The organism is Colwellia asteriadis (assembly GCF_039523295.1).
Classification (GTDB): domain Bacteria; phylum Pseudomonadota; class Gammaproteobacteria; order Enterobacterales; family Alteromonadaceae; genus Colwellia; species Colwellia asteriadis.
In genome coordinates this window covers 19994-41391 of record NZ_BAAAFA010000016.1, presented here as the reverse complement: position 1 = coordinate 41391, position 21398 = coordinate 19994, and the positions used below count along the sequence as shown (strand labels likewise).

The 21398-nt window shown below is 38.9% G+C and carries 17 protein-coding genes and 1 other RNA gene; 6 read left to right on the top strand and 12 right to left on the bottom strand.

Features of this window, described 5'->3' with window-relative positions; all coding sequences use genetic code 11:
- Positions 1 to 101: 101 nt before the first annotated feature.
- Positions 102 to 347: a hypothetical protein gene (locus ABD005_RS17715; protein ID WP_343819064.1), complete on the bottom strand. Its 246-nt coding sequence runs from the start codon at positions 345 to 347 to the stop codon at positions 102 to 104.
- A gap of 78 nt (positions 348 to 425) precedes the next feature.
- On the opposite strand from ABD005_RS17715, the gene ABD005_RS17710 reads away from it, so the two are divergent.
- Complete coding sequence (locus ABD005_RS17710) at positions 426 to 869, top strand: MarR family winged helix-turn-helix transcriptional regulator (protein WP_343819063.1); 444 nt, start codon at positions 426 to 428, stop codon at positions 867 to 869.
- Between the two features lie 240 nt (positions 870 to 1109).
- On the opposite strand, the gene ABD005_RS17705 is transcribed toward ABD005_RS17710, so the two are convergent.
- Positions 1110 to 1919 carry a RecX family transcriptional regulator gene (locus tag ABD005_RS17705; protein ID WP_343819062.1) on the bottom strand — a complete coding sequence of 270 codons (810 nt, stop codon included), beginning with the start codon at positions 1917 to 1919 and terminating at the stop codon, positions 1110 to 1112.
- Positions 1920 to 2581: 662 nt separating this feature from the next.
- Here ABD005_RS17705 and ABD005_RS17700 point away from each other — a divergent pair.
- On the top strand, positions 2582 to 4156 hold the full coding sequence (locus tag ABD005_RS17700) for a DUF6892 domain-containing protein (RefSeq protein WP_343819061.1): 1575 nt from the start codon (positions 2582 to 2584) through the stop codon (positions 4154 to 4156).
- A 45-nt stretch (positions 4157 to 4201) separates the two neighbouring features.
- Here ABD005_RS17700 and ABD005_RS17695 read toward each other — a convergent pair whose 3' ends face one another.
- Positions 4202 to 4426: a hypothetical protein gene (locus tag ABD005_RS17695; protein ID WP_343819060.1), complete on the bottom strand. Its 225-nt coding sequence runs from the start codon at positions 4424 to 4426 to the stop codon at positions 4202 to 4204.
- Positions 4427 to 4974: 548 nt separating this feature from the next.
- Here ABD005_RS17695 and ABD005_RS17690 point away from each other — a divergent pair.
- A complete protein-coding gene (locus ABD005_RS17690; RefSeq protein WP_343819058.1) occupies positions 4975 to 5100 on the top strand; it encodes a hypothetical protein in 126 nt (41 codons plus the stop codon).
- A 145-nt stretch (positions 5101 to 5245) separates the two neighbouring features.
- On the opposite strand, the gene ABD005_RS17685 is transcribed toward ABD005_RS17690, so the two are convergent.
- From ABD005_RS17685 to ABD005_RS17645, 9 genes are all read right to left on the bottom strand, one after another.
- Entirely contained in the window at positions 5246 to 5809 is a 564-nt protein-coding gene (locus ABD005_RS17685; RefSeq protein ID WP_343819057.1) for a hypothetical protein, read from the bottom strand.
- Positions 5806 to 6873, bottom strand: a complete 1068-nt coding sequence (locus tag ABD005_RS17680) for a hypothetical protein (RefSeq protein WP_343819056.1) — start codon at positions 6871 to 6873, stop codon at positions 5806 to 5808. Before ABD005_RS17680 ends, ABD005_RS17685 begins: the two co-directional genes overlap by 4 nt.
- A 351-nt stretch (positions 6874 to 7224) precedes the next feature.
- Positions 7225 to 10137 carry an aminomethyl-transferring glycine dehydrogenase gene (gene gcvP / locus ABD005_RS17675; protein WP_343819055.1) on the bottom strand — a complete coding sequence of 971 codons (2913 nt, stop codon included), beginning with the start codon at positions 10135 to 10137 and terminating at the stop codon, positions 7225 to 7227.
- A gap of 326 nt (positions 10138 to 10463) precedes the next feature.
- Complete coding sequence (gcvH, locus tag ABD005_RS17670) at positions 10464 to 10853, bottom strand: glycine cleavage system protein GcvH (RefSeq protein WP_215979766.1); 390 nt, start codon at positions 10851 to 10853, stop codon at positions 10464 to 10466.
- 176 nt (positions 10854 to 11029) lie between these two features.
- The gene (gene gcvT / locus ABD005_RS17665) at positions 11030 to 12133 is read right to left on the bottom strand and encodes a glycine cleavage system aminomethyltransferase GcvT (protein ID WP_343819054.1); all 1104 of its coding nucleotides are present in this window, start codon (positions 12131 to 12133) and stop codon (positions 11030 to 11032) included.
- A gap of 217 nt (positions 12134 to 12350) precedes the next feature.
- Positions 12351 to 13607 carry a UbiH/UbiF/VisC/COQ6 family ubiquinone biosynthesis hydroxylase gene (locus tag ABD005_RS17660; protein WP_343819053.1) on the bottom strand — a complete coding sequence of 419 codons (1257 nt, stop codon included), beginning with the start codon at positions 13605 to 13607 and terminating at the stop codon, positions 12351 to 12353.
- 136 nt (positions 13608 to 13743) lie between these two features.
- Entirely contained in the window at positions 13744 to 15018 is a 1275-nt protein-coding gene (ubiH, locus tag ABD005_RS17655) for a 2-octaprenyl-6-methoxyphenyl hydroxylase (protein WP_343819051.1), read from the bottom strand.
- 118 nt (positions 15019 to 15136) lie between these two features.
- Positions 15137 to 16519, bottom strand: coding sequence for a Xaa-Pro aminopeptidase (pepP, locus tag ABD005_RS17650; protein ID WP_343819049.1), 1383 nt, complete (start codon positions 16517 to 16519; stop codon positions 15137 to 15139).
- 84 nt (positions 16520 to 16603) lie between these two features.
- Positions 16604 to 17206, bottom strand: coding sequence for a UPF0149 family protein (locus tag ABD005_RS17645; protein WP_215979761.1), 603 nt, complete (start codon positions 17204 to 17206; stop codon positions 16604 to 16606).
- 159 nt (positions 17207 to 17365) lie between these two features.
- On the opposite strand from ABD005_RS17645, the gene ABD005_RS17640 reads away from it, so the two are divergent.
- The 3 genes from ABD005_RS17640 to ABD005_RS17630 all read left to right on the top strand — a co-directional run bounded on the left by ABD005_RS17640 (position 17366) and on the right by ABD005_RS17630 (position 21337).
- Positions 17366 to 17704, top strand: coding sequence for a cell division protein ZapA (locus ABD005_RS17640; protein WP_343819047.1), 339 nt, complete (start codon positions 17366 to 17368; stop codon positions 17702 to 17704).
- A gap of 163 nt (positions 17705 to 17867) precedes the next feature.
- A non-coding RNA gene (gene ssrS / locus ABD005_RS17635) (6S RNA) lies at positions 17868 to 18048 on the top strand.
- A 931-nt stretch (positions 18049 to 18979) separates the two neighbouring features.
- A complete protein-coding gene (locus ABD005_RS17630; protein WP_343819045.1) occupies positions 18980 to 21337 on the top strand; it encodes a sensor domain-containing diguanylate cyclase in 2358 nt (785 codons plus the stop codon).
- Positions 21338 to 21398 lie beyond the last annotated feature (61 nt).

The following is a 21398-nucleotide window of genomic DNA, read 5'->3' as shown; positions in this document are numbered from 1 at the left end:
TTCAAGTGTGGTCTGTAATGCTTGTTCAATATTCACAAAAAAAATCCGTAGTTAGTTTCCTAACTACGGATTTTGCATGATCGTTTGGATCGGTCAACCGATCATTCTCTTAACTGATCGGCATTGACCAAACGCCCCTTCTTATTTTTTGAAAGAAAAAATCCTGTTCCCCCCGTAAAAGCCATAGCAGGTAGCAAAATAAATAACCCTGGCATTACAATCAAGCTTTTAACCATCGTAATTGACTCATAGGAACCGGACAATTCTACAAGAACAGTAGATATAAAAAAAATAGCTATACATAACGTAGCGGTGATCGCCGCAATAAGGTGAATGGATTGCTTCATTGACTTAGCTCCAGTATAGTAATTGACAATACATTGTCATAATGACAACAAGCTGTCAATTATTGTAAGAGAAAAGATATGAAGCACTCGCATCAGGGATATACGTTTACTGAAATTGTTTTGGAAACATTTAAACTTAGTGGACTACTAGCAGTAGAGGGTGACAAACTCACTGAAGAACATGGGCTTAGTAGTGCACGGTGGAAAATCCTTGGTTCATTAGCAAGAGCAAGTACCCCTCTCACTGTTCCTCAAATCGCCCGTTCGATGGGGCAATCACGACAAGCGGTACAGCGGTTAGTTGATATAATGTGTAAAGATGGATTATTGCATTTTCTTGATAACCCTAACCATAAACGAGCAAAACTTGTTAATTTAACAGCTAAAGGAAACGATATTTTAGGGAAAATGGAAGAAAAGCAAATCCCTTGGGCAAAAATGCATTCAAGCTATATTAAAGAAAATGATTTAGAAGTAACGCTCGCGACTCTTAAGAGTATTTCGCGTCTTCTTTCATCTTAACGGCCCATTATCAACCTATCCAGCACAATGCTTTTTATGACAACCTGATACTAAATTAAGTCGATATCCCACTTGAATGATCGCGAACCGAGTAAATTAATTGTAACCTAATAGCGACGATCAGTTTTTCAATTCCCATAGCGTATCTAGAGCTTACTTTCCTGCTTGACGTCGCGGTGGCGAATAGCATTTCACAGTAGCGCTACGCTTAATTTTCACCTCTTTATTTGACCAGTGACACTACTCTTGAGCAGGTGAAGTGGCTTCTTTGATTTCATCACCGGTGAAGCCTTTGCGCGCCAAATATGCATAGGCTTTTGATTGTTCTTTATAGTCTGATAAGTCGTAGTTTTTCTTTGCTAATTGATCTTTGCAGCTCTGATAAAAGTCGATATCACCAGCAAGTTCAAGTTGATATAGCGTTTCTTCAAATTCACTCACATCAATAAGGCGCTGCTTTAATTCATTGAGAATAAGCATTTGCCCTTTTCCTTTTCGATATAATTTAATGATTTCAGTTGATAGCTCAGCTTTATCGGCTTTTATCGCCATGTTACTGCGTAGCGAATGTTGTGCCGGATGTTGTGACAACGCCTGATCTATTTGTGAGTGAGTAAAGCCTCTCGTTGTCATTTGTGCATATACTTTTTCTTTACTTATACCGTCAAAGGTTTCGAACCGAGACTGTAGCCGGCTGCTTGCCAATTCATCAAAATTAATATTTTGCTGTTCAACAACTTGCGCGATTGCCGCGTCAATATCACGGGAGGAAACACCGCGCACTTTTAATTTGTGTTGTACGGCTGCTTTACCCATTTCATTACTAAATGCAGACTCACAATAAAGTTTCGCAAACTCAAGATCACTCTTTAAATAATTACGTTCGATAAGGTGAGCAACAACCTGCTCTACCCACTCACCATTTTCTGTTTTGCGCGCAAGTTTAGTGCGGATTTCAGCAATGGTGAAATCTTGTTGGCTTAGGTGCCAATAAGCACTATTAAATACGTTTTCAATCGTCTTGGCTTGTCGAAGTGGCGGGCGTTCCATAGGAGAAGTCTCGGTTTAAATGTTTGCGGTATTAGTGTAACAGAAGCTTATGGTTATTAAAAAGTTAGCAAGTGTTGTTGGTGAATGATCGTTTATTTAATTAGTTTTCTGCTTCCAACATACGATTGGAGTTTTATTCTCTGTTTGGCGTCGCGGTGGCGACTACACCCAAAGGGGCGTTACACGCCAAAAGCCCCTTTGGAATCCCCGTGGCGCCCAACTCAGCAAAGTATTCAAACATCAACTAACGTAGCCTTCGATTCCTGCCGATTTATCCTCCATGAACAGCGGCAGCCCTCGACGTCCTGTCTCGGGTCGAGGCCTACCTTTGTTAGTTGGTGATTGAATTGCTGAGATGGGAATTGGAGTTCTTGGCAACTATGTCGAATTTTAACGACTAAATACTACTTTGTTAGAGAGACAAACAACTATCTCAACAAGCACCAGTCTGCTTATTCAAACACGAAGTGAAGCACAATATTTACGTAGGTCATCATGACGTTACAGGGATGTACATCCAGAATTAAATGCTTGGAAGCGATGGATAGCATTACGCTAACTATTTGACTTATCACTTTGTTGTAAATGATGTTTCAATGTAATAGGTTATACGGTCTTTAACTTATTCAAACGCTTTTTATTTCCACTAGTGAGTATTTTTTATGTCATTTTTTACAACTTTCATACCAAACTTAGATCAATTAGATTTAAATACCCAGCGCTTGAATAAATCATTAAAAGATAAGATAAATCGAAATTGGCAAGATACCTTTGATCAACCAACACTGATGAAAGTTTATTCATCATTAATCAAAGAGTTAAGGTTATTTCGCCAAGGAAAAAGCCAACCTGAGAAACTGTATTATTTTTTAAAACTCTTTAGCTCATCTGATTATAAAGTTATTTTTGATCAGAAATATCATCATGCTTTGTTACTGCACACTGAATTATTAAAAAGTGAAATAGAGCAACTGCTGCTTGAGAAAAATACTCAGCTAATAAAAAATACAACGCCTGCAGAGCAAGGTGACTTAAGGGAAATGGTCAGTTTTTTAATTGGTTTGTATTCAAAACATCCCTCTTATCACAGTGAAGGGTATGACGAGTTAAAGAGCATTGGTGGGAACTTAGTATTTAATTTTTTAGATTCTTACCCTTATCAAGATACTTGCGATAGCATAATCCGTTTATTACCATTAGCGTCCAATGCTTTAGAAAAATATACACAATTACTTAATGACATTGTATGTGGTAAACAAAACGACGATAGACGCGATTTACTATTATATATTTTACTCAGTGAAACGATTGGACTTTACACCCAAAAAAGTGATTTTTTCTATAAAAAATCGAAAGCGGTTTTGAAGTTACTTTCAAAACATATTGCACTTTGGAGTGATGAGCAGCTTGATTACTTTATCACACAGGGTGTATTGAAAGTCTATGGTATTTACCCTAATACAAAAGCGAAGATTGCCGAAATAATGGAGTACATAAACAAACTACATGAAGGTGATTTCAGCCCTGAAGTTATCAAAAAACGAGTTAAAGAATATAACTTGGAGATAGTCAATATTGAAAGTAACCCAAATACTTTTATAGATCAATGCTATAACAGCACAGCCAAAAGCCTAATGGTTAAAAGTAATACCATTGCATTTTTACAGCGCCTTTCAAAACTGGCTCCTAGCAGTCAAGCTAAAACACAACTTAATCAACTTATCGAACGAACTTTAGCTATTAAAAATACACCTAAAGTATTTCCTATTAATAAAACGGCTAAAATCAAATTTAGCGATCTACATTTTAAGTTACTCGTTATTGAAGATCTGATGTATAACAAGGGGCTATTAACTCCTAAGTTTGACCTTAACCAGTTTGTGGCTGAATACCACCAACGAGAAATAGATAAAGAGCAAGAGGGCGACAGTGTTATACCTGAGGTGCTCGCTTATTTTAAAGGGCTCGATATTTCTGAGGAGTTACTAAAAAAAGTCACCTCATTGACTCAAGATTGCGGTGTTGATGGCGGCGCTGACATTTATGCTCAGTTATGGCCTTTTTGGGATCCAGGCTGTGGAGATGAAGTATTAAAGATCAGTAATAAAGCATTAAAAGACTTAGCACTACTGCCTAATTTAAAAAAAATTATAGGGTTAGAGCACAGCATTCCCTCAAAAAAATTGATCAATGGTTTTAAAGAACATCAGATCCAACTCATTGAGCAAGAGTTTTAGGTTTAATACAAGTAGCTTCTTCATCGCTATTTATGTTGTTTAAATTTAACTTGAGATTGTTTCTTTGCTTGGCGTCGCGGTGGCGACTACACCCAAGGGGCGACGTACCGCCGCGCCTCCCCTTGGAATTCCTGCGGCGCCCAACTCAGCATTTTTGCCTATTTTAGTGATTAACTTTACTGATTGGAGTTTTGGGTTTCTGTTTGGCGTCGCGGTGGCGACTGCACCCAAAGGGGCGTTACACGCCAAAAGCCCCTTTGGAGTCCCCATGGCGCCCAACTGAGCATTTTTGCCTACTTTAGTGATTAACTTTACTGATTGGAGTCTTGGGTTTCTGCTTGGCGTCGCGGTGGCGACTGCACCCAAAGGGGCGTTACACGCCAAAAGCCCCTTTGGAATCCCCGTGGCGCCCAACTGAGAATTTTTGCCTATTTTAGTGATTAACTTTACTGATTGGAGTCTTGGGTTTCTGCTTGGCGTCGCGGTGGCGACTACACCCAAAGGGGCGTTACACGCCAAAAGCCCCTTTGGAATCCCCGTGGCGCCCAACTCAGCAAAGCATTCAAACATCAACTAACGTAGCCTTCGATTCCTGCCGATTTATCCTCCATGAACAGCGGCAGCCCTCGACGTCCTGTCTCGGGTCGAGGCCTACCTCTGTTAGTTGGTGATTGAATTGCTAAGATGGGAATTGGCGCACTTTAAAACTGTGCAAAATAATAACGATTAATTAGCTCTTTGCTCGTTAAAAACTAAACTGCCTCAACAAGCACCTAGTCTGCTTGAACAAACGATGAAATGAATGAAAGTGTTCACGTATGTTCATCAGGGATGATGAACAAAGCGATGTAGGGCATGACGGTACAGGATGTACCTTATTAGACAATGCAGGAGCATATTGTCCTGATGCCCGTTCAGCGGTTACGTCGAAAACACTTGAGTGAATTGAAGGAGTCGTTTGTTAACAGCGTCCAGGGATTCCAAAGGGGGGGCGGCGTTATGCCCCCTTTGGGTGTCGTCGCCACCGCGACAAATCACTTAAAGTGGCTCTGACTCCACTTATTACACCCATTTCTTATTCTAAAGAACCTAGCGTTTATTTTTGAAAATAGACTTCACATCGGTGAACTCAGAATGCAATTCAGTAGCAAAATTAACATTTTTGGCGACGACTAAATATACCGCTAATAACTGAATTGCAACTAAATTATAAAGGGAAAATAGTGATATAAATTTCACATTTTCAATCTGGAATGTGCCATAAAATATTGAAGTTTCATATAAGGTTTTAAGGAAAACACCAAATAATAAAGAACCTAAGACAAAAGCTGATAAAAATAACGTAAACAGCAATAAGGATACTTCAGCGTACTTTGCTTCAAATAAAGTAATTAAATTACTTAATTCTGAGTTAGAAACAGTAGGTACATTTTGACTAACCTTGTCTTTTAATATTTTAAGCTCTTGTTTGGCTTTAGGATATGCGTATGCAATCCAAATACCTAAAACAGTAAATATCATTACTGATGTATTCTGCAGAATACCCACTAAACCGGAAATATTGGCGTATGTCGTACCTTCAAAAGTAACATAAGCTAATGCTAAGTTTATTATTGATACTAGAGCAATATACTTCCAATTTATATTTTTCATTCGACTACAGCCTTTTCTGCTACATCCTCAACCGTAAATTGAGCTAACAAATTATTACGGTCAACCTTTATAGAGCTAAACAGTGTTTTATGTGAGTAGTGAGATGTATTGGTTATAGGTACTGTTAACCCTGACTTCACTATGAATTCATCCAACCAATATGTTTGACTTCCTGTGCCCTCTTTCCTAAACCCTAGATTAGATTTTTTATTTTTACTAGTGCCATAGTTTTGATGGTAAGTCTCCATCATTGCCTTTAACTCTTTTCCGGTAGGTCTAGCATCAACGACAACACTCACTGACCGACTTCCGTCACCACCTCTTTTTGAAATAAATGGTAATCCCTTGAAGTATCTTGTCCAATCATCTGGTTGTTTAGCGCTAGTGATGATTTCTTCTTTCTTAACAAAGTGTGTTATGTCTTTTGCTATTAAGCTAAGGTCTGCATTCTTAGTTATTTTAGTATATCTACGGCTATCAATTCTTAACCATAAATTACCGTGTGGACCTTTCCAGTGAACTGCCTCATATTCTTCACCAGCTTTATTTACTTTTCCTTCAATAATAGGGCCATTAATGTTACTTCTGAATTGAACATAATCTTTTAAGTAGCTATTCAACACATCTGCATCAGTGAGTGTATTGTTAAACTTAATTGAAGCAAATACGTTTAGAGTTGGTATAAACCAGTAATACGCTGGTTTTCCCCAAATAACTTTTTCTTCATTGGCTTCATCTGCATTAACAATGGTATTATCAGACGGAGCTCGATCAGCTCGCAAGCCAAATACTGAACCATCATCTGTATTGATACTTTTCCATAACGTGACTAAGTAATCGCCAGTTTCTTCATTTTTATCAATTGCCTTCAAATAAACACTTTTTCTATTTTTCTTATTGTAAGGTGAAGTTTCGGCTAAAGAGTCCATTCTGTCGTGCCAATCGGTTAAAGAGTCTAAAATAAGTTCAATTCCTATTGGCTCACTGTAGTCCGTACCTACCTGGTAAAACCCTAAATTATTAAAATAGAAAAATGTAACGATTCCTTCATCTGTTTCGATCATACCTAATCCTAATGAGTTTACTAAAGTTATATTGTCACTTAAAATTGACGTCGCTCACGTCAGAAGAAATTTAAAGTTATGTAACAGTAACTTACCATTTAATCTATGGGTTGTATATAAGTTAACTAGTTATTGTAAGTTACTAATTTCATTGATGAATTGTAGTAATCATGTCCCATTCATTTTATATAACTCAATACTTAAGTCTTTATAATATTACTTATTTTATAAGTAATTCTCCGACCTTTAAAAAAACAATATTAAATTCTCTCTAAAGCTGACGCCTATCGTAAAAAAGGCGAACCATTTATGGTTCGCCTTTTAGATTAAAACTCTAAAACTTTAGAGAAATTAGTCTTCATAAGTAGACATCGGAGGACAACTACAAATCAAATTACGATCCCCGTATACATCATCAATACGGTTAACCGTTGGCCAGAATTTGTTAGCTGCCGCAGCTGGTACTGGGAATACTGCTTCGGCAACCGTGTAACCACGATCCCAAACATCAGTAATGTCCGCTAGTGTATGCGGTGCATTTTGTAATGGGTTATTGTTTAGCTCCCACTCACCTGACTCAACTTTACGTACTTCATCACGAATACAAGTCATTGCTTCAATGAAACGGTCTAATTCAACTTTAGACTCAGATTCAGTTGGTTCAATCATGAACGTGCCCGCTACTGGGAACGACATGGTTGGCGCATGGAAACCGTAGTCAATTAAACGCTTAGCAATATCAACTTCTGTAATACCTGAGGTTGCTTTAAGCGGACGTAAGTCAATAATACATTCGTGTGCAACACGGCCGTTTTTACCTGTGTATAACAACGGGTAATGTTGGCTTAACTTGCTCGCCATGTAGTTAGCGTTAGTGATGGCAAATTTACTTGCATCAGTTACGCCTTTTTTACCTAGCATTGCTACGTAAAGGTAAGAGATACATAAAATACCTGCGCTACCAAATGGTGCAGCAGATACCGCACCATTACCTTTGGTTTCTTCACCTACGTTGATTAATGCGTGATCAGGTAAAAATGGTGCTAAATGCGCTTTAACGCCGATAGGGCCCATACCTGGACCGCCACCACCGTGTGGAATAGCGAAAGTTTTATGCAAGTTAAGGTGTGAAACATCAGCGCCAATATGACCTGGTGATGTTAAACCTACTTGTGCGTTCATGTTCGCGCCATCAAGGTAAACTTGGCCGCCGTTGTCATGAATAATATTACAAATTTCTGCAATAGTTGTTTCGTATACACCGTGCGTAGACGGGTATGTGATCATGATACATGCTAAGTTGTCACGTAACTCTTCAGCTTTTGCTGTTAAGTCGGCCATGTCAACGTTACCTTCTTTATCACAATCAACCACAACCACTTTTAAACCAACCATTTGTGCTGTTGCTGGGTTAGTACCGTGTGCAGAAGATGGAATTAAACAAATGTTACGGTGTGAATCGCCACGGCTTTGGTGATACTTAACAATTGAAATTAAGCCTGCGTATTCACCTTGTGCACCTGAGTTAGGTTGCATCGACATTTTGTCGTAGCCTGTTAATTCAACTAACCAGTCAGCTAGTTCGTCAATCATTTGCTTGTAACCTTGTGCTTGGTCAACAGGTGCAAATGGGTGCATATTTGCAAATTCAGGCCATGATACTGGGATCATCTGCGCAGTTGCATTTAACTTCATGGTACAAGAGCCTAAGGAAATCATTGAGTGGTTCAATGCTAAATCTTTGTTCTCAAGTTTTTTGATATAACGAAGCATTTCTGTTTCGCTGTGGTATGAGTTAAATACTGGGTGCGTTAGTATTTCAGACTCACGTACTAATGACGCTGGAATTGATGAGTGACCACAATCAATTACTTGCTGGTCTAAAGCGGCAACGTCTAAACCATGCCCTTCGCCTAATAAAATGTCAAACAACGTAGCAATGTTTTCACGTGTTGTTGTTTCATCAAGTGAAATGCTGATTTGACCGTCAACGTCAGTACGCAAGTTAGCGCTTGCTGCCAATGCACGTGCTACGATTTCGTCTTTACTAAAGCCGTCAATAGCATCTAGGTTAAATGTTAATGTGTCAAAGTAGCTAGCATGAACAGCCGTTAAGCCTTTAGATGCCGTACCTAAACATAAAATATCAGCTAAACGGTGAATACGGTTAGCAATAACTTTTAAGCCTTTAGGGCCATGGTAAACTGCGTAAAACGCTGCCATGTTCGCTAATAATACTTGAGCGGTACAAATGTTTGAGTTAGCTTTTTCACGACGAATGTGTTGCTCACGTGTTTGCATTGCCATACGTAATGCATTGTTACCGCGCGTATCTTTAGAAACACCAATAATACGACCTGGTAAAGAGCGCTTGTATTTATCTGAGGTTGTAAAAAATGCTGCGTGAGGACCACCGTAACCCATTGGTACGCCAAAACGTTGCGTTGAACCGATAACGGCATCAGCGCCTAACTCACCTGGTGCTTTTAATAACACTAAGCTCATGATGTCGGCAGCTACGGCAACAATGCCTTTTTTCTCGTGAACTTTGGCAATTAGCTCTGAAATATCACGTACTTCACCTGTTGCGCTTGGGTACTGTAAAAGTGCGCCAAATACGTCGTGATTAACTACGTCGTCTGCTGGTGCTACAATAATGTCAAAATCAAACATTTCAGCGCGTTGTTTTACCACGTCGATTGTTTGTGGGTAAACATCAGATGAAATAAAGAATAAGTTTGATTTTTTGTTTTTAGATACGCGTTTTGCTAGCGCCATTGCTTCAGCGGCTGCAGTTGCTTCATCAAGTAATGAAGCTGATGCTAGGTCTAAACCAGTAAGGTCTAAACACATTTGTTGATAGTTTAATAATGACTCTAAACGACCTTGCGCAATTTCTGGTTGGTAAGGCGTATACGCTGTGTACCAGCCTGGATTTTCTAACACGTTACGTAAAATAACGTTAGGGGTTAAGGTGCCGTAGTAACCTAAACCAATGTAAGTGTCGTTAACTTTATTTAAGCTAGCAACTGCTTTTAAGTCAGCTAATGCTTTTACTTCTGTTTTGCTTTCTTCGATGTTTGGAAGGTCAGCTAAACGAATATCGCTGGGTACAATTTCATCAATTAGGGCATCAACAGATTCTGCGCCAATGTCGTTTAACATGGCAGTTGTTTGTGCTTCGCTTGGGCCAATGTGGCGGCGAATAAAATCTTGAGTTTGTTCTAACTCAGATAATGAGCTAACAGTTGCTTTTGAGGTCATAACAGTTTCACTTAATTGTAGGTAAATTACGTAAATTTAAAAATAGCTGCAAACGTTAACGTGGTCATTCTCGCCAATAAATGTCGAGGGTGATGTTATTACCGTTTGGCGTAATAATACTGGGCTCTTTTATTCCAGTAGAATAAAAGAAAGCCTCAAACGTAAACAGTTGGAGGCTTTAAGTTTTTTAGCTAAGGCAATCAGTCTGTAGGCAAAGCCGTTAAGTTACTTGGCGTTAGAGCTTAGTGTACGAACACTACTAAGTGACAAAACCAATAACGTCAACAATGCCGACTAAAGTTGATTAACAACGCTAAAAACGAAAATTAATCTTCGTCGATAGAGTTAGCGTAACCTTCGGCATCAAGTAAGCTTTCTAACTCGCTTGCATCGTCTAACTTAACTTTAAATAACCAACCGTCACCAAATGCGTCAGAGTTAACTAGCTCTGGTGAGTCTTCTAATTCTTCGTTAATTTCAACAACTTCACCTGAAACTGGAGCATAAATATCAGAAGCTGCTTTTACAGATTCTGCAACAGCAACATCGTCGCCTGTTGTAATTGCATCGCCAACGTCTGGTAACTCAACAAATACCATGTCGCCTAAAAGGCCTTGCGCATGCTCAGTAATACCTACAGTAACGATACCGTCGCTTTCAACGCGAACCCATTCGTGTGATGTTACGTATTTTAACTCTGAAGGGATGTTGCTCATTTTAATTTTCCTAATGTAATTTTTTAATTTATGTAAATTTTTATCGCACAAAAACTATTAGATAATAGTATAAATCCTAAATAATTGAAATTGCAGTACCGTATTTGAGTGGCCAAACTAACCGCTTAATTATTTAAGCGGTTACATGGTATTGCTATTATTTCAAGGAAACGAATTTAGAAAACTTTTTTGCCGTTACGTACAAAGCTTGGCTTAGTTACCGTAACTTTTACTAATTTTTTACGCATTTCTACTTCAACAGTATCGCCTACTTTAACACTACGCGGCACACGTGCTAATGCAACGCTGTGCTCTAATGTTGGAGAGAAAGTACCTGAGGTAATGATTCCTTCGAAAAGAGGACCTTCGCCAAGTTCAGTAATAATCTTCTGGCCTGTGCGCAGCACACCTTTTTCTTCAAGTACTAAGCCAACAAGTTTAGGCTGATCGCCCGCTTCTTTTTGCGCGGTAAGTGCTGCACGACCAATAAAGTCACGATCTTCAGGTTCCCAGCTAATAGTCCACGCCATGTTAGCAGCTAATGGTGAAACGCTTTCGTCCATATCTAAACCGTAAAGGTTCATACCTGCTTCTAAACGTAAGGTATCACGAGCACCTAAACCACAAGGTACTACGCCTTGGTCTAATAGTTTTTGCCAAAACTCTTCAGCAGCGCTATCAGGCACAATAATTTCGTAACCGTCTTCACCAGTGTAGCCCGTTGTAGCGATAAATAAATCGCCCACTTGTACACCAAAAAATGGTTTCATACCGTCAACAGCTGCTGTTTCAGCATCGTTTAATAAGTTAGCTACTTTCGCTTTAGCTTGTGGGCCTTGCACAGCAATCATGCCGTACTCAGGACGCTCAGTAATGGTAATATCGAAACCTGCTGATTGTTTATTCATCCACGCTAAATCTTTTTCGCGTGTTGCTGAGTTTACCACTAAGCGATAATCGGTATCTGAGAAGAAGTAAATGATTAAGTCATCAATAACGCCAGCTTTTTCATTTAACATGCCAGTGTAAAGTGCTTTACCTGCAACCGTTAACTTAGCAACGTCGTTAATCACTAAATAACGTAAAAATTCTTTAGCGTCAGCACCTTGTACGTCAACAATGGTCATGTGTGAAACATCAAACATACCTGCATTTTGACGAACAGCGTGATGCTCTTCAATTTGTGAACCATAGTTAATTGGCATTTCCCAGCCATAAAAATCAACCATTTTAGCGTTTGATTCTAAATGCTTAGCATGTAATACGGTTTTATTTGTCATGTGTTTCACCTAAAAGTTAACAACGTTACGTGTTCAATTGTGCTCGATTATAGCGCTCAGCAGATGTTGATTCAACAACAAATAAGCGCTCAATAAAATATAAACCCAGCTAAAACAACTAATCCGAATAAAATTTTAATTACCAATAATTTAAAAAATAAAAAACAATTACAAAGCTTGTAAATGTTAACCGAACAAATAAAGCGCTGAAAATTATTTATTGTATTTTATACGCCATGCTCGGCAGGTTATCTTTTATTCCTAATGCTTGGCTGATAAAGGTGTTTTTTACTGGCGCAACATGGTTCAGTATATTCATCCCCAAACCCCGTATAAGCGCTAATGGCGCAGGTTTTGGCGCGAACATTTCTTTAATGGCGGCCATAGCAGCAATCATTTCACTGGCTTCACTTTTGCGCCAGCGCGCAAACGCTTTTAATGCTTGAGCATTAGCTAGCTCATTTGTTGGCTGGGCACATAAGGTATCAACAAGAGCAATCGCATCAAGCAAACCTAAATTAACACCCTGACCTGCTAAAGGATGAATAGTGTGAGCTGCGTCGCCAATTAAAATAACGCGATCTTTAACAAAATTTTGTACCAAACGCATGGTTAGCGGATAAGTAAAACGCTCGCTCACTAATTCAATATCACCTAACTTACCATCACTAGCGGCTGTTAACGCTTTAGCAAACTCAACTTTGTCACTATTAACTAAGCGCTGCGCTTCATCGGGTGAGGTTGAATAAACAATAGAGCATAAATCATTATGTTCACTTTCAAGGGGTAAAAAAGCTAATGGTCCCGACTCTAGAAATACTTGCCATGCGGTATTTTGATGACCTTGCGGGCATTTTACTGTGCCAACAATGGCGTGATGATCATAATCTTTAAAGAACATTTCCATGTCCATTTGTTGCCTAACCCAAGAGTTAGCACCGTCGGCACCAACCAATAACTTAGCTAAAATAGGCATACTGGGAGCAGAGCTTCTTGCGTTAGGGTTTTCAGGAGCAGCAAAGCTGGCAAATACTTCACTGTCGCCCACAGCAATACTGGCTAATTTACTGTCAGTAAAAAAACTAATACCTTCATCAGCTTGAGCTTTTTGCCAAAGCGCATGACGGATCACTTTGTTTTCGATGATCCAACCTAAATGGTCTTGCGGAGGAAAAGCATCACCATCGCTGGCACAAAAGTCGAGTTTACCGCCACTCGCTTTATCCCACACATGCATATGTTGATAGGCTTGATGACGATTTTGTGAAATTTCAGACCAGATGCCAAGGTTGTCGAAAATGTTTTTACTCGCAATATTGATAGCACTCACCCGAACATCGTGTTCGTTGTCTATTTGAGCTAACGGGGTAGTGTCGGTAATTGCTACACTCAGTTGACTATTTTTACGTAGCGCTAAAGCTAGTGTTAGGCCAACCATACCGGCGCCAACAATTAAGACATCAAATTTTTGCATGTTTTTCTCTTTTTAAATGTAGCTACGCCACTGACGTTCTATTTTATCAAACGCTGATTTACTGTTAATTCGCAGGTAATTAAAACGTAAAATAAACGTAAGTTAAACGCAATTTAACTATAAGTTAAACCTAATATTAGTAACCCATGGTTTTCTTAACTAACGCATTTTTAAATGGCGCTATCACATTGAGCGCCTGCAAACCGATATTTCGTCCAATAACACACGGGGTTAACGTATTTGAAAATAAGGTAACTAATGAGTCCGTTAAGTTGATCACTTGTTGTTGGTCATTCGCTCGGCTTTGTTGGTATTGCTGTAATAACGCAAATGAGCCAATATCTTTTTGTGAAGCAAGCGCTTGGGCAATAAGTTCACTCATTACTTTGACATCACGCAAACCTAAATTAAACCCCTGACCGGCTATAGGATGAATAGTATGTGAGGCATTGCCAACCAGCGCCATACGATGATAGGTTTGTTGCTCTGCTTGCAATAATTTAAGCGGATAAACACTACGTTTTCCTACTTGAGTAATACTGCCAAGCCAACTACCAAAAGCTAATTCAAGCGCTGTTTTAAAGTCATCATCGCTAAGTGACGCAATATTAACAGCCTGCTCAGGTGGTAATGTCCACACTAAAGAACAACGTCCCTGCCCTTGTTGGTTAACTAATGAAGGTAATGGCAGCATGGCAATAGGACCAAACTCACTAAAGCGCTCAAACGCTTTATAGTGATGGAAATGCTCAGTAGCAACATTGGCAATAATTGCTGATTGATTATAGTGGCTTTCTTTTACAGTAATATTAGCAAGTTGACGACAAGGAGATTGAACGCCGTCACAAGCAAGTAACAATGACGTTTTTAGTTGTGTACCGGAGTTGAGTTTAACGCTAATTTGATTGACAGATTTTTCAGTAACTTGCTCAGTGGCACGCCACTCAATATCAACAATGGTATCGGGACTAAACCAAGTCACGTTAGAATATTGCGCTAAACGCTGTAATTGCGCGTTACCAATAAGTGCCATATCAATGACATAACCTAACGCACTTACGCCATATTCATTAGCTGCAATACGGGCTTTGCCAGAGTAACCACGATCTGAAATATCGATATTTTTAATTGCACAAGCGTCTGCTTGTAATAATGACCACACGCCGATTTTTTTTAAATAATCAGCGCTGCCATGAGATAGCGCTAGAACACGATCATCAAACAATGGTGAGTTATGATGGGTTGTTGCTGATGTCGCTGCTTTGGGCGAATAAGCAGTAGCTTCAACAATAGCAATAGACAACAAGCTGCCATCGGCCTTGGTCAACTGACTTAAACTCAGTGCTAGTAAACTACCAGACAAACCGCCGCCAGAAATAACAATATCAAATTGTGGATTGTGTTGGTTCATATTTCTATGTATCAATTGACTTCACTAGTCGTTGTATAGGTACAGTATAAAAAAACGCGCATGATAAAACTTTGATCTCACGCTCATTCATTAACGATTAATTTATAGCGCCTGCTAATTAGTCGTTAGTTGCCATTAATGCTTCAATATCGGCAATTGTTTCTGGCACATGGGTGGTTAAATTTTCAAACCCTTGCTCAGTAACAACAATATTATCTTCAATGCGCACACCAATACCGCGCCACTTTTCATCAACACTCGTATCTGAAAGCGGAATATAAATACCTGGTTCAATAGTCATCACCATACCAGGCTCAAATGCACGTAACTGTTCTTTATGCTCATTTATGTAATAGTCGCCAACATCATGAACATCTAAACCTAACCAGTGCCCTAAACCGTGGATGAAATAAGCATTGACTGCTTTTTCACTTATCAATTTATCTATATCGCCAGACAAAATACCTAACTCAACCAAGCCGTTAGTTAAAAACTCATTAGTTATTTTATTTAACTGCGCAAAACAAGCACCCGGTTTAATCGCATTAACAGCTAAATTTTTAGCATCGAGTACCAACTGGTAAATGGCTTTTTGAGCCGGCGTAAATTTACCATTAACAGGAAAGGTTCGGGTTATATCGGCAGCATAACCGCCTAGCTCACCGCCAGCATCAATTAATAATAATTCGTTATTTTTTAAACTGTCGCTGTTGTCGGTGTAATGCAAAATATTAGCATTATCGCCACCAGCAACAATGGTTCCGTATGCCGCATAACGCGCTTTATGGTAAGCAAACTCATGAAGAATTTCGGCTTCAATTTGATATTCAAATAATCCCACCTGACAATGTTTCATTGCGCGTTGATGAGCAGTGCCTGAAATAACATTTGCTTGGCGCATTAAAGCAATTTCGTTACTGCTTTTAATTACACGTAAGTCGGCCAATATAGGATTAACGTCACTTAAGTGCTCGGGTACATGACCGCCTTGACGCAAGGTGCCTCTAACAGTTTTTAACCAAGTAAATACTTGCGCGGCAAAGTTATTACTATTAAAACCATTGTCATCAAAGCCAAAAAACACTTGCTGCTTACCATTTAAATATTCGGGCACTAGGCTATCAATTGCACTTACCTCAAAACAACGGTCAAAACCATAATCTTGTTGGGCTTTTTCTTGGCCGATACGGCGACCATGCCATATTTCATGATGAGCATCTTTGGGTAAAGAAAATAAAATAGATTGTTGCTCGCCCTCTTCACTTTTGATCAGTACTAATAATGCATCAGGCTCATTAAAACCAGTAAGGTAATAAAAATTTTTATTTTGGCAAAAACCAAACTCGGTATCATTGCTACGAGTAACTTCTTTAGCTGCTTTGACTAGGGTGATACTGTTATTTGGTAACTTCGCAAATAAAGCATCGCGGTGCTTTTTAAAATCAGTTAATGGTAGCTCTGTTAACGTTAACTCAGTTAATGAAGTAGCTGTTGAAGACATAATTTTACCTATTTTTATTCGCGTTTTTATTGGTTGTTTTTATCGTTTAGTTAATGTGTATCTGTTAAACAATTATCAACTCGCTTAATGAATAGTACTATTAGTTGTGCTTGCCGGTTCACGCGATGGCGGTACGGCTAATTCACTAAAACATAGTAGGGCTGAAATTCGTACATATTCACTGATTTCAAAATAAGCTTGCTCAGTGTCTTCATCTTCGTCCATTTCATCAGATAAGTTAGCAATTTCACTAAAATCGCTCAGCACTTCTTTCACTTCATCCGAAACAACAGGATTATCTTTTTGCTGTAAACCAAAACCTAAATTAAAGCCTTGTACCCAAACACTTAACGCGTGGCCACGCTCTGCAATAGAGTCATCGTCATCAGGTAATAACAAGCTAAAGCTGTAGCTGTCATCTAATATATTGCTCCAAAGCTCAGCATACATTTGTTTAATTGCTGACTTAACCGCTTTCGGGAAGCTGTCACCGCTATTAAATAAATCATCAAGCATTGAAATATAACTTTGATCTTCAAAGGCAAAACCAGCACAAATTAACCCAGCTAATACACCATTAATTTCACTTGCATGTGCTTTAACATTTTCTGTGGTGATAATTGCTTGCATAGTAGCAAAGTCTATTTGGTTATTTTCTAAGGAGTTATTTGAAGTATTGTCGGTCATGGTTTACGCACTATCATTACAAAAAAAGATAACGCCAATGTTAACATTGCTATTATTAAAGTGACAGAAAAGTCGCCATTTACTTGCATCACAAGCTAAGCCTCGTTATGATTGACGAGATCGTCTTGATCATGCTATTAAAATGGATTTAATAGCTATATGTATAATAATTATTGGAATTTTTCTCACATGGCGCAACGCACCGTAGAAATTAACATTGTTGATCGCAAGCTTAAAGTAGCTTGTCCGCACGGACAAGAAACGGCTTTGCTGTCTGCTGCGCACGAGTTAAGTGAGCGCTTAGCAAAAGCTAAGCTAGGTAAAACGGTTAGCACGCCAGAGCAAACCTTATTAATGACAGCGCTAAACTTAGCGAATGATCTACTCCAAACCCAGCAAAAGCTTGCTGCACAAGAGCAAGAAAATAAAGAAAAAATTGCTCTTTTACAATCAACTATTGAGCAAGCCCTAGCACCTATCAATAAAAAAAGTGCTTAATTTTTCATTTAGTTACCTGTCACTTTTTCTATTTATTCACTAGTAAAGCTTATTCTTTTTCTATTTAGTTTAATAAAGCTACATAACGCCCAATTTGCCAACACTTAAGCATTTTTTACCAAAAAAAACTTATAGGCTGGTTTATTTTTCGCTATACTAAAAATGTCTTCTGGGGTGTTTGTATGCGAACAGTGTCCCTGAGCCGATAAGTTTTACCTTAGGAAGTTGACTATTAGCTATTGTGCAAGCCCGGCTCGTATCGGGAAGCCTACGGTTAACATGATATTTCCGCCCTGAACACACGGTGTTCAGGACTAAGTAAGCTGCGGCACCTTGGAAGCATCAATTTTCCCCTCAAGAGCATAGCAACGATATTTCCGCGCCCTCCCTAAAGAAAAGCACACGGTACTCCCCAAAGAAAAACACACTGTGTTCAGGACTAAGTAAGCTGCCACGCCTTGGAAGCATCAATTTTCCCCTCAAGAGCATAGCAACGATATTTCCGCGCCCTCTAAAGAAAAACACACGGTACTCCCCAAAGAAAAACACACAGTACTCTGGACTAAGTAAGCTGCCACGCCTTGGAAGCATCAATTTTACCCTTAAGAGCATAGCAACGATATTTCCGCGCCTCCCCAAAGAAAAGCACACGGTACTCTCCAAAGAAAAACACACACTACTCTGGACTCAGTAAGCAGCCACGCCTTGGAAGCATCAATTTTCTTCTCAAGAGCATAGCAACGATATTTCCGCGCCCTCCAAAGAAAAGCACACAGTGTTCAGGACTAAGTAAGCTGCGGCACCTTGGAAGCATCATTTTCTTCTCAAGAGCATATCAACGATATTTCCGCGCCCTCCAAGGAAAAGCACACGGTGTTCAGGACTAAGTAAGCTGCCACGCCTTGGAAGCATCATTTTCTTCTCAATAGCATATCAACGATATTTCCGCGTCCTCCAAAGAAAAGCACACGGTACCCCTCAAAGAAAAACACACCGTGTTCTAGACTAAGTAAGCTGCCACGCCTTGGAAGCATCAATTTTCCCCTCAAGAGCATAGCAACGATATTTGTGCGCCCTCCAAAGAAAAGCACACAGTACTCTGGACTCAGTAAGCTTCCATGACTTGGAAGCGTCAACTTTGCAATAACATCATCACGCTTGTTAATTTATTTTATAAAGTTATTTTCAAATTACTTACTTAACTAATTTAAGGTATTATCAGCTTCTCTTACGTAAATAAAATCAATTAACGTAACATTGGATTGTCAACTTATTATGATGTTTAGAACTTTTTTCATATTAATGCTGTACTGCGCCATTATTTTGCCCAGCCATGCAGCGTCACTGAACGATAAATTTATTGCTCATATGCAAAATGAAGTTAACAGCTCACCTGAAAACGCCATTGTATTACTTCAACAAGAATTAACATCAACAGAGCATAGTAGTGAAACACTGACTATGTTAAAGATAGTGCTAGCGCAAGCTTATTTAGATATAGGTGAATTTTCCAAAGCACAATTAGCGTCACAACAAGCACTTGATGAATCGCTTATTCATAACAACGATGAAATTACCGCAGAAGTTCACTTTAGCTTAGCCGCTCTAGCATTTAATCAGGGTAATTACTTGGCTTCATTAGAGAGTTACCGTTTGGCACATGCCAGTTTCTCAAAAGTTGGCAATCAACGTATGAGCGCCCACAGTTTAATCGCTATCGCATCGAGCTATACCTATTTAGGTGAGCTTGAACAGTCGTTAATTGAAAACGAAAAAGCTTTAAAAATAATGACTGCGTTAGATGACACTTATGGTAAGTCGCAAGTGTATAACGTTATTGGCGCGACTTATTATTATTTGGCAAATTATAAAAAAGCGATTGAGTATTATCATTACGCACTGAATGAGGCAAAAAAAATTGGTGAAAACGATGAACAAGCGCTAATTCAAGCTAATATTTCTGAAGCGTATGCTCAAATAGATGACTTAGAAAAAGCCATTGTACATATTAAGCACGCGTTAACACTGTCTCAAGAAAGCGAGCGAGTACAATCACAACTGTTTAACTTAATTGTGCTTGGTAAACTTGAAGCAAAACAAGGCGAATTTAATAAAGCGAAGCAACACTTTTCTTTAGCTAAGAGTATTGCTACAGATATTCAAGCAGAGGATAGTGTAATAGAAGTGCTGCTTGAGTTAGCAAAAATATCACATAACGATACGCAAAAATTAACTAATATTTTTTCCGCATTAGAAAAGGCCAAACGCCTAGATTTAAGTGCCTTTATCAGAGATGCGTATCAACAGCTCTATCAAGTGTATTTAAAGCAAGAAAACTATAAAGATGCTTATCATTATTTTGCACAATACCATGCAACTAATAGCGATCTACTGCAGCAAGATAATCAAAAGTCATTAGCCCGGTTAAATAAATCCTTAACTTTATTAAAAGCCCGTAATGAAATAGAGCAACTCAAGCAAAATGAGTTAATCAGCCAAGCTAAAAATGCAGAACGTGTTAACGTGCAGCGCTTAACAATTTTTATTGTTGTAGTAATCACAATCATCATAATCACCTCATATCGTCGGTTTATCTTAAAGCGACAAGCAAGCTTATTAACAGAACAAGTTCATCAGCGAACCATACACATTCTCAAGCTTGCTGAAATGGGCAAAGAAATTACCGCCGCAATAGAAATCAATAAAGTCGCAAGTATTGTTTTTGAGCAGCTTGAACAACTATTTGGCTCAAGCTGTTTTCGTATTGCCGTACTTGATAATGACAGCAATAGTTTACATTTCACCCGCTGTGATAGTGATGGTGTATCAGCATATACGCTCCCTTTAACATTAGAGGGCAATAGTGATAATTCGCACAGTGTAATTAATAGTGTATTAACCGGTAAAGAGTCGTTTAACTTACTCGCTAATAAAGTTGAAGTAGAAGCAATATTACCGCTAGTACTTAAAGATAATATTATTGGCTGTATCGGTGTTGAAAAACGCCTTGATAATAACTCAAATGACCAGTTCTTTAGTGAGTACGACTTGAGTATTTTACGAAGTATTGCCTCTTATGTCTCGGTTGCAGTGATGAATGCAATGACCTTATCTAATGTTAAGTCGGTGGCATATACTGACTTTTTAACCCAGCTACCTAATAGACGAGCATTAACTGAAAGCTATTACTCGCTCACTCCATTAAATGACCGTTCAGGGCAGTCGTTGTGTATTGCCATAGCCGATATTGATCATTTCAAAGCCTTTAATGAACTTCATGGTCATGATGGTGGTGATTACGTATTGCGCGAATTTTCAGCCTTGTTAAAAAGCAGTATTAGACAACAAGACGTCGTCGCACGCTGGGGCGGCGAAGAATTTGTGTTTATTTTACCTAACACCGACATTCATGGTGCGGTAACTTTACTTAATAGTATTAGAGAGAAGCTTGTCGCTAAACAGTTTACCTTTGAAGATAAATCACTATCAATTACTGCCACTTTTGGGGTTTCACAATATCACGCAGAGCTCACATTAGAAGAGATACTAAACCAAGCAGATCAGGCGCTATATCAAGGTAAGCTAAGTGGTCGTAATACCGTTAAGTATTTTGAAGATATCTCAATGCTTTAATAAGAAATGCTTCAGTTAGAGCGCTAACTATCAAAAGTAAAACCTCAGTTACTAAGCGGTA

What these genes read in the sequence shown, in the direction of transcription:
- gcvH (WP_215979766.1), bottom strand. Translation starts at nt 10,853, where the DNA reads ATGAGCAACATCCCTTCAGAGTTAAAATACGTAACATCACACGAATGG.
- ubiH (WP_343819051.1), bottom strand. Translation starts at nt 15,018, where the DNA reads ATGAACCAACACAATCCACAATTTGATATTGTTATTTCTGGCGGCGGT.
- gcvT (WP_343819054.1), bottom strand. Translation starts at nt 12,133, where the DNA reads ATGACAAATAAAACCGTATTACATGCTAAGCATTTAGAATCAAACGCT.
- ABD005_RS17645 (WP_215979761.1), bottom strand. Translation starts at nt 17,206, where the DNA reads ATGACCGACAATACTTCAAATAACTCCTTAGAAAATAACCAAATAGAC.
- ABD005_RS17680 (WP_343819056.1), bottom strand. Translation starts at nt 6,873, where the DNA reads ATGATCGAAACAGATGAAGGAATCGTTACATTTTTCTATTTTAATAAT.
- ABD005_RS17705 (WP_343819062.1), bottom strand. Translation starts at nt 1,919, where the DNA reads ATGGAACGCCCGCCACTTCGACAAGCCAAGACGATTGAAAACGTATTT.
- pepP (WP_343819049.1), bottom strand. Translation starts at nt 16,519, where the DNA reads ATGTCTTCAACAGCTACTTCATTAACTGAGTTAACGTTAACAGAGCTA.
- ABD005_RS17660 (WP_343819053.1), bottom strand. Translation starts at nt 13,607, where the DNA reads ATGCAAAAATTTGATGTCTTAATTGTTGGCGCCGGTATGGTTGGCCTA.
- ABD005_RS17685 (WP_343819057.1), bottom strand. Translation starts at nt 5,809, where the DNA reads ATGAAAAATATAAATTGGAAGTATATTGCTCTAGTATCAATAATAAAC.
- ABD005_RS17710 (WP_343819063.1), top strand. Translation starts at nt 426, where the DNA reads ATGAAGCACTCGCATCAGGGATATACGTTTACTGAAATTGTTTTGGAA.
- ABD005_RS17630 (WP_343819045.1), top strand. Translation starts at nt 18,980, where the DNA reads ATGATGTTTAGAACTTTTTTCATATTAATGCTGTACTGCGCCATTATT.
- ABD005_RS17695 (WP_343819060.1), bottom strand. Translation starts at nt 4,426, where the DNA reads ATGGGGACTCCAAAGGGGCTTTTGGCGTGTAACGCCCCTTTGGGTGCA.
- ABD005_RS17640 (WP_343819047.1), top strand. Translation starts at nt 17,366, where the DNA reads ATGTATAATAATTATTGGAATTTTTCTCACATGGCGCAACGCACCGTA.
- gcvP (WP_343819055.1), bottom strand. Translation starts at nt 10,137, where the DNA reads ATGACCTCAAAAGCAACTGTTAGCTCATTATCTGAGTTAGAACAAACT.
- ABD005_RS17700 (WP_343819061.1), top strand. Translation starts at nt 2,582, where the DNA reads ATGTCATTTTTTACAACTTTCATACCAAACTTAGATCAATTAGATTTA.
- ABD005_RS17715 (WP_343819064.1), bottom strand. Translation starts at nt 347, where the DNA reads ATGAAGCAATCCATTCACCTTATTGCGGCGATCACCGCTACGTTATGT.
- ABD005_RS17690 (WP_343819058.1), top strand. Translation starts at nt 4,975, where the DNA reads ATGTTCATCAGGGATGATGAACAAAGCGATGTAGGGCATGACGGTACA.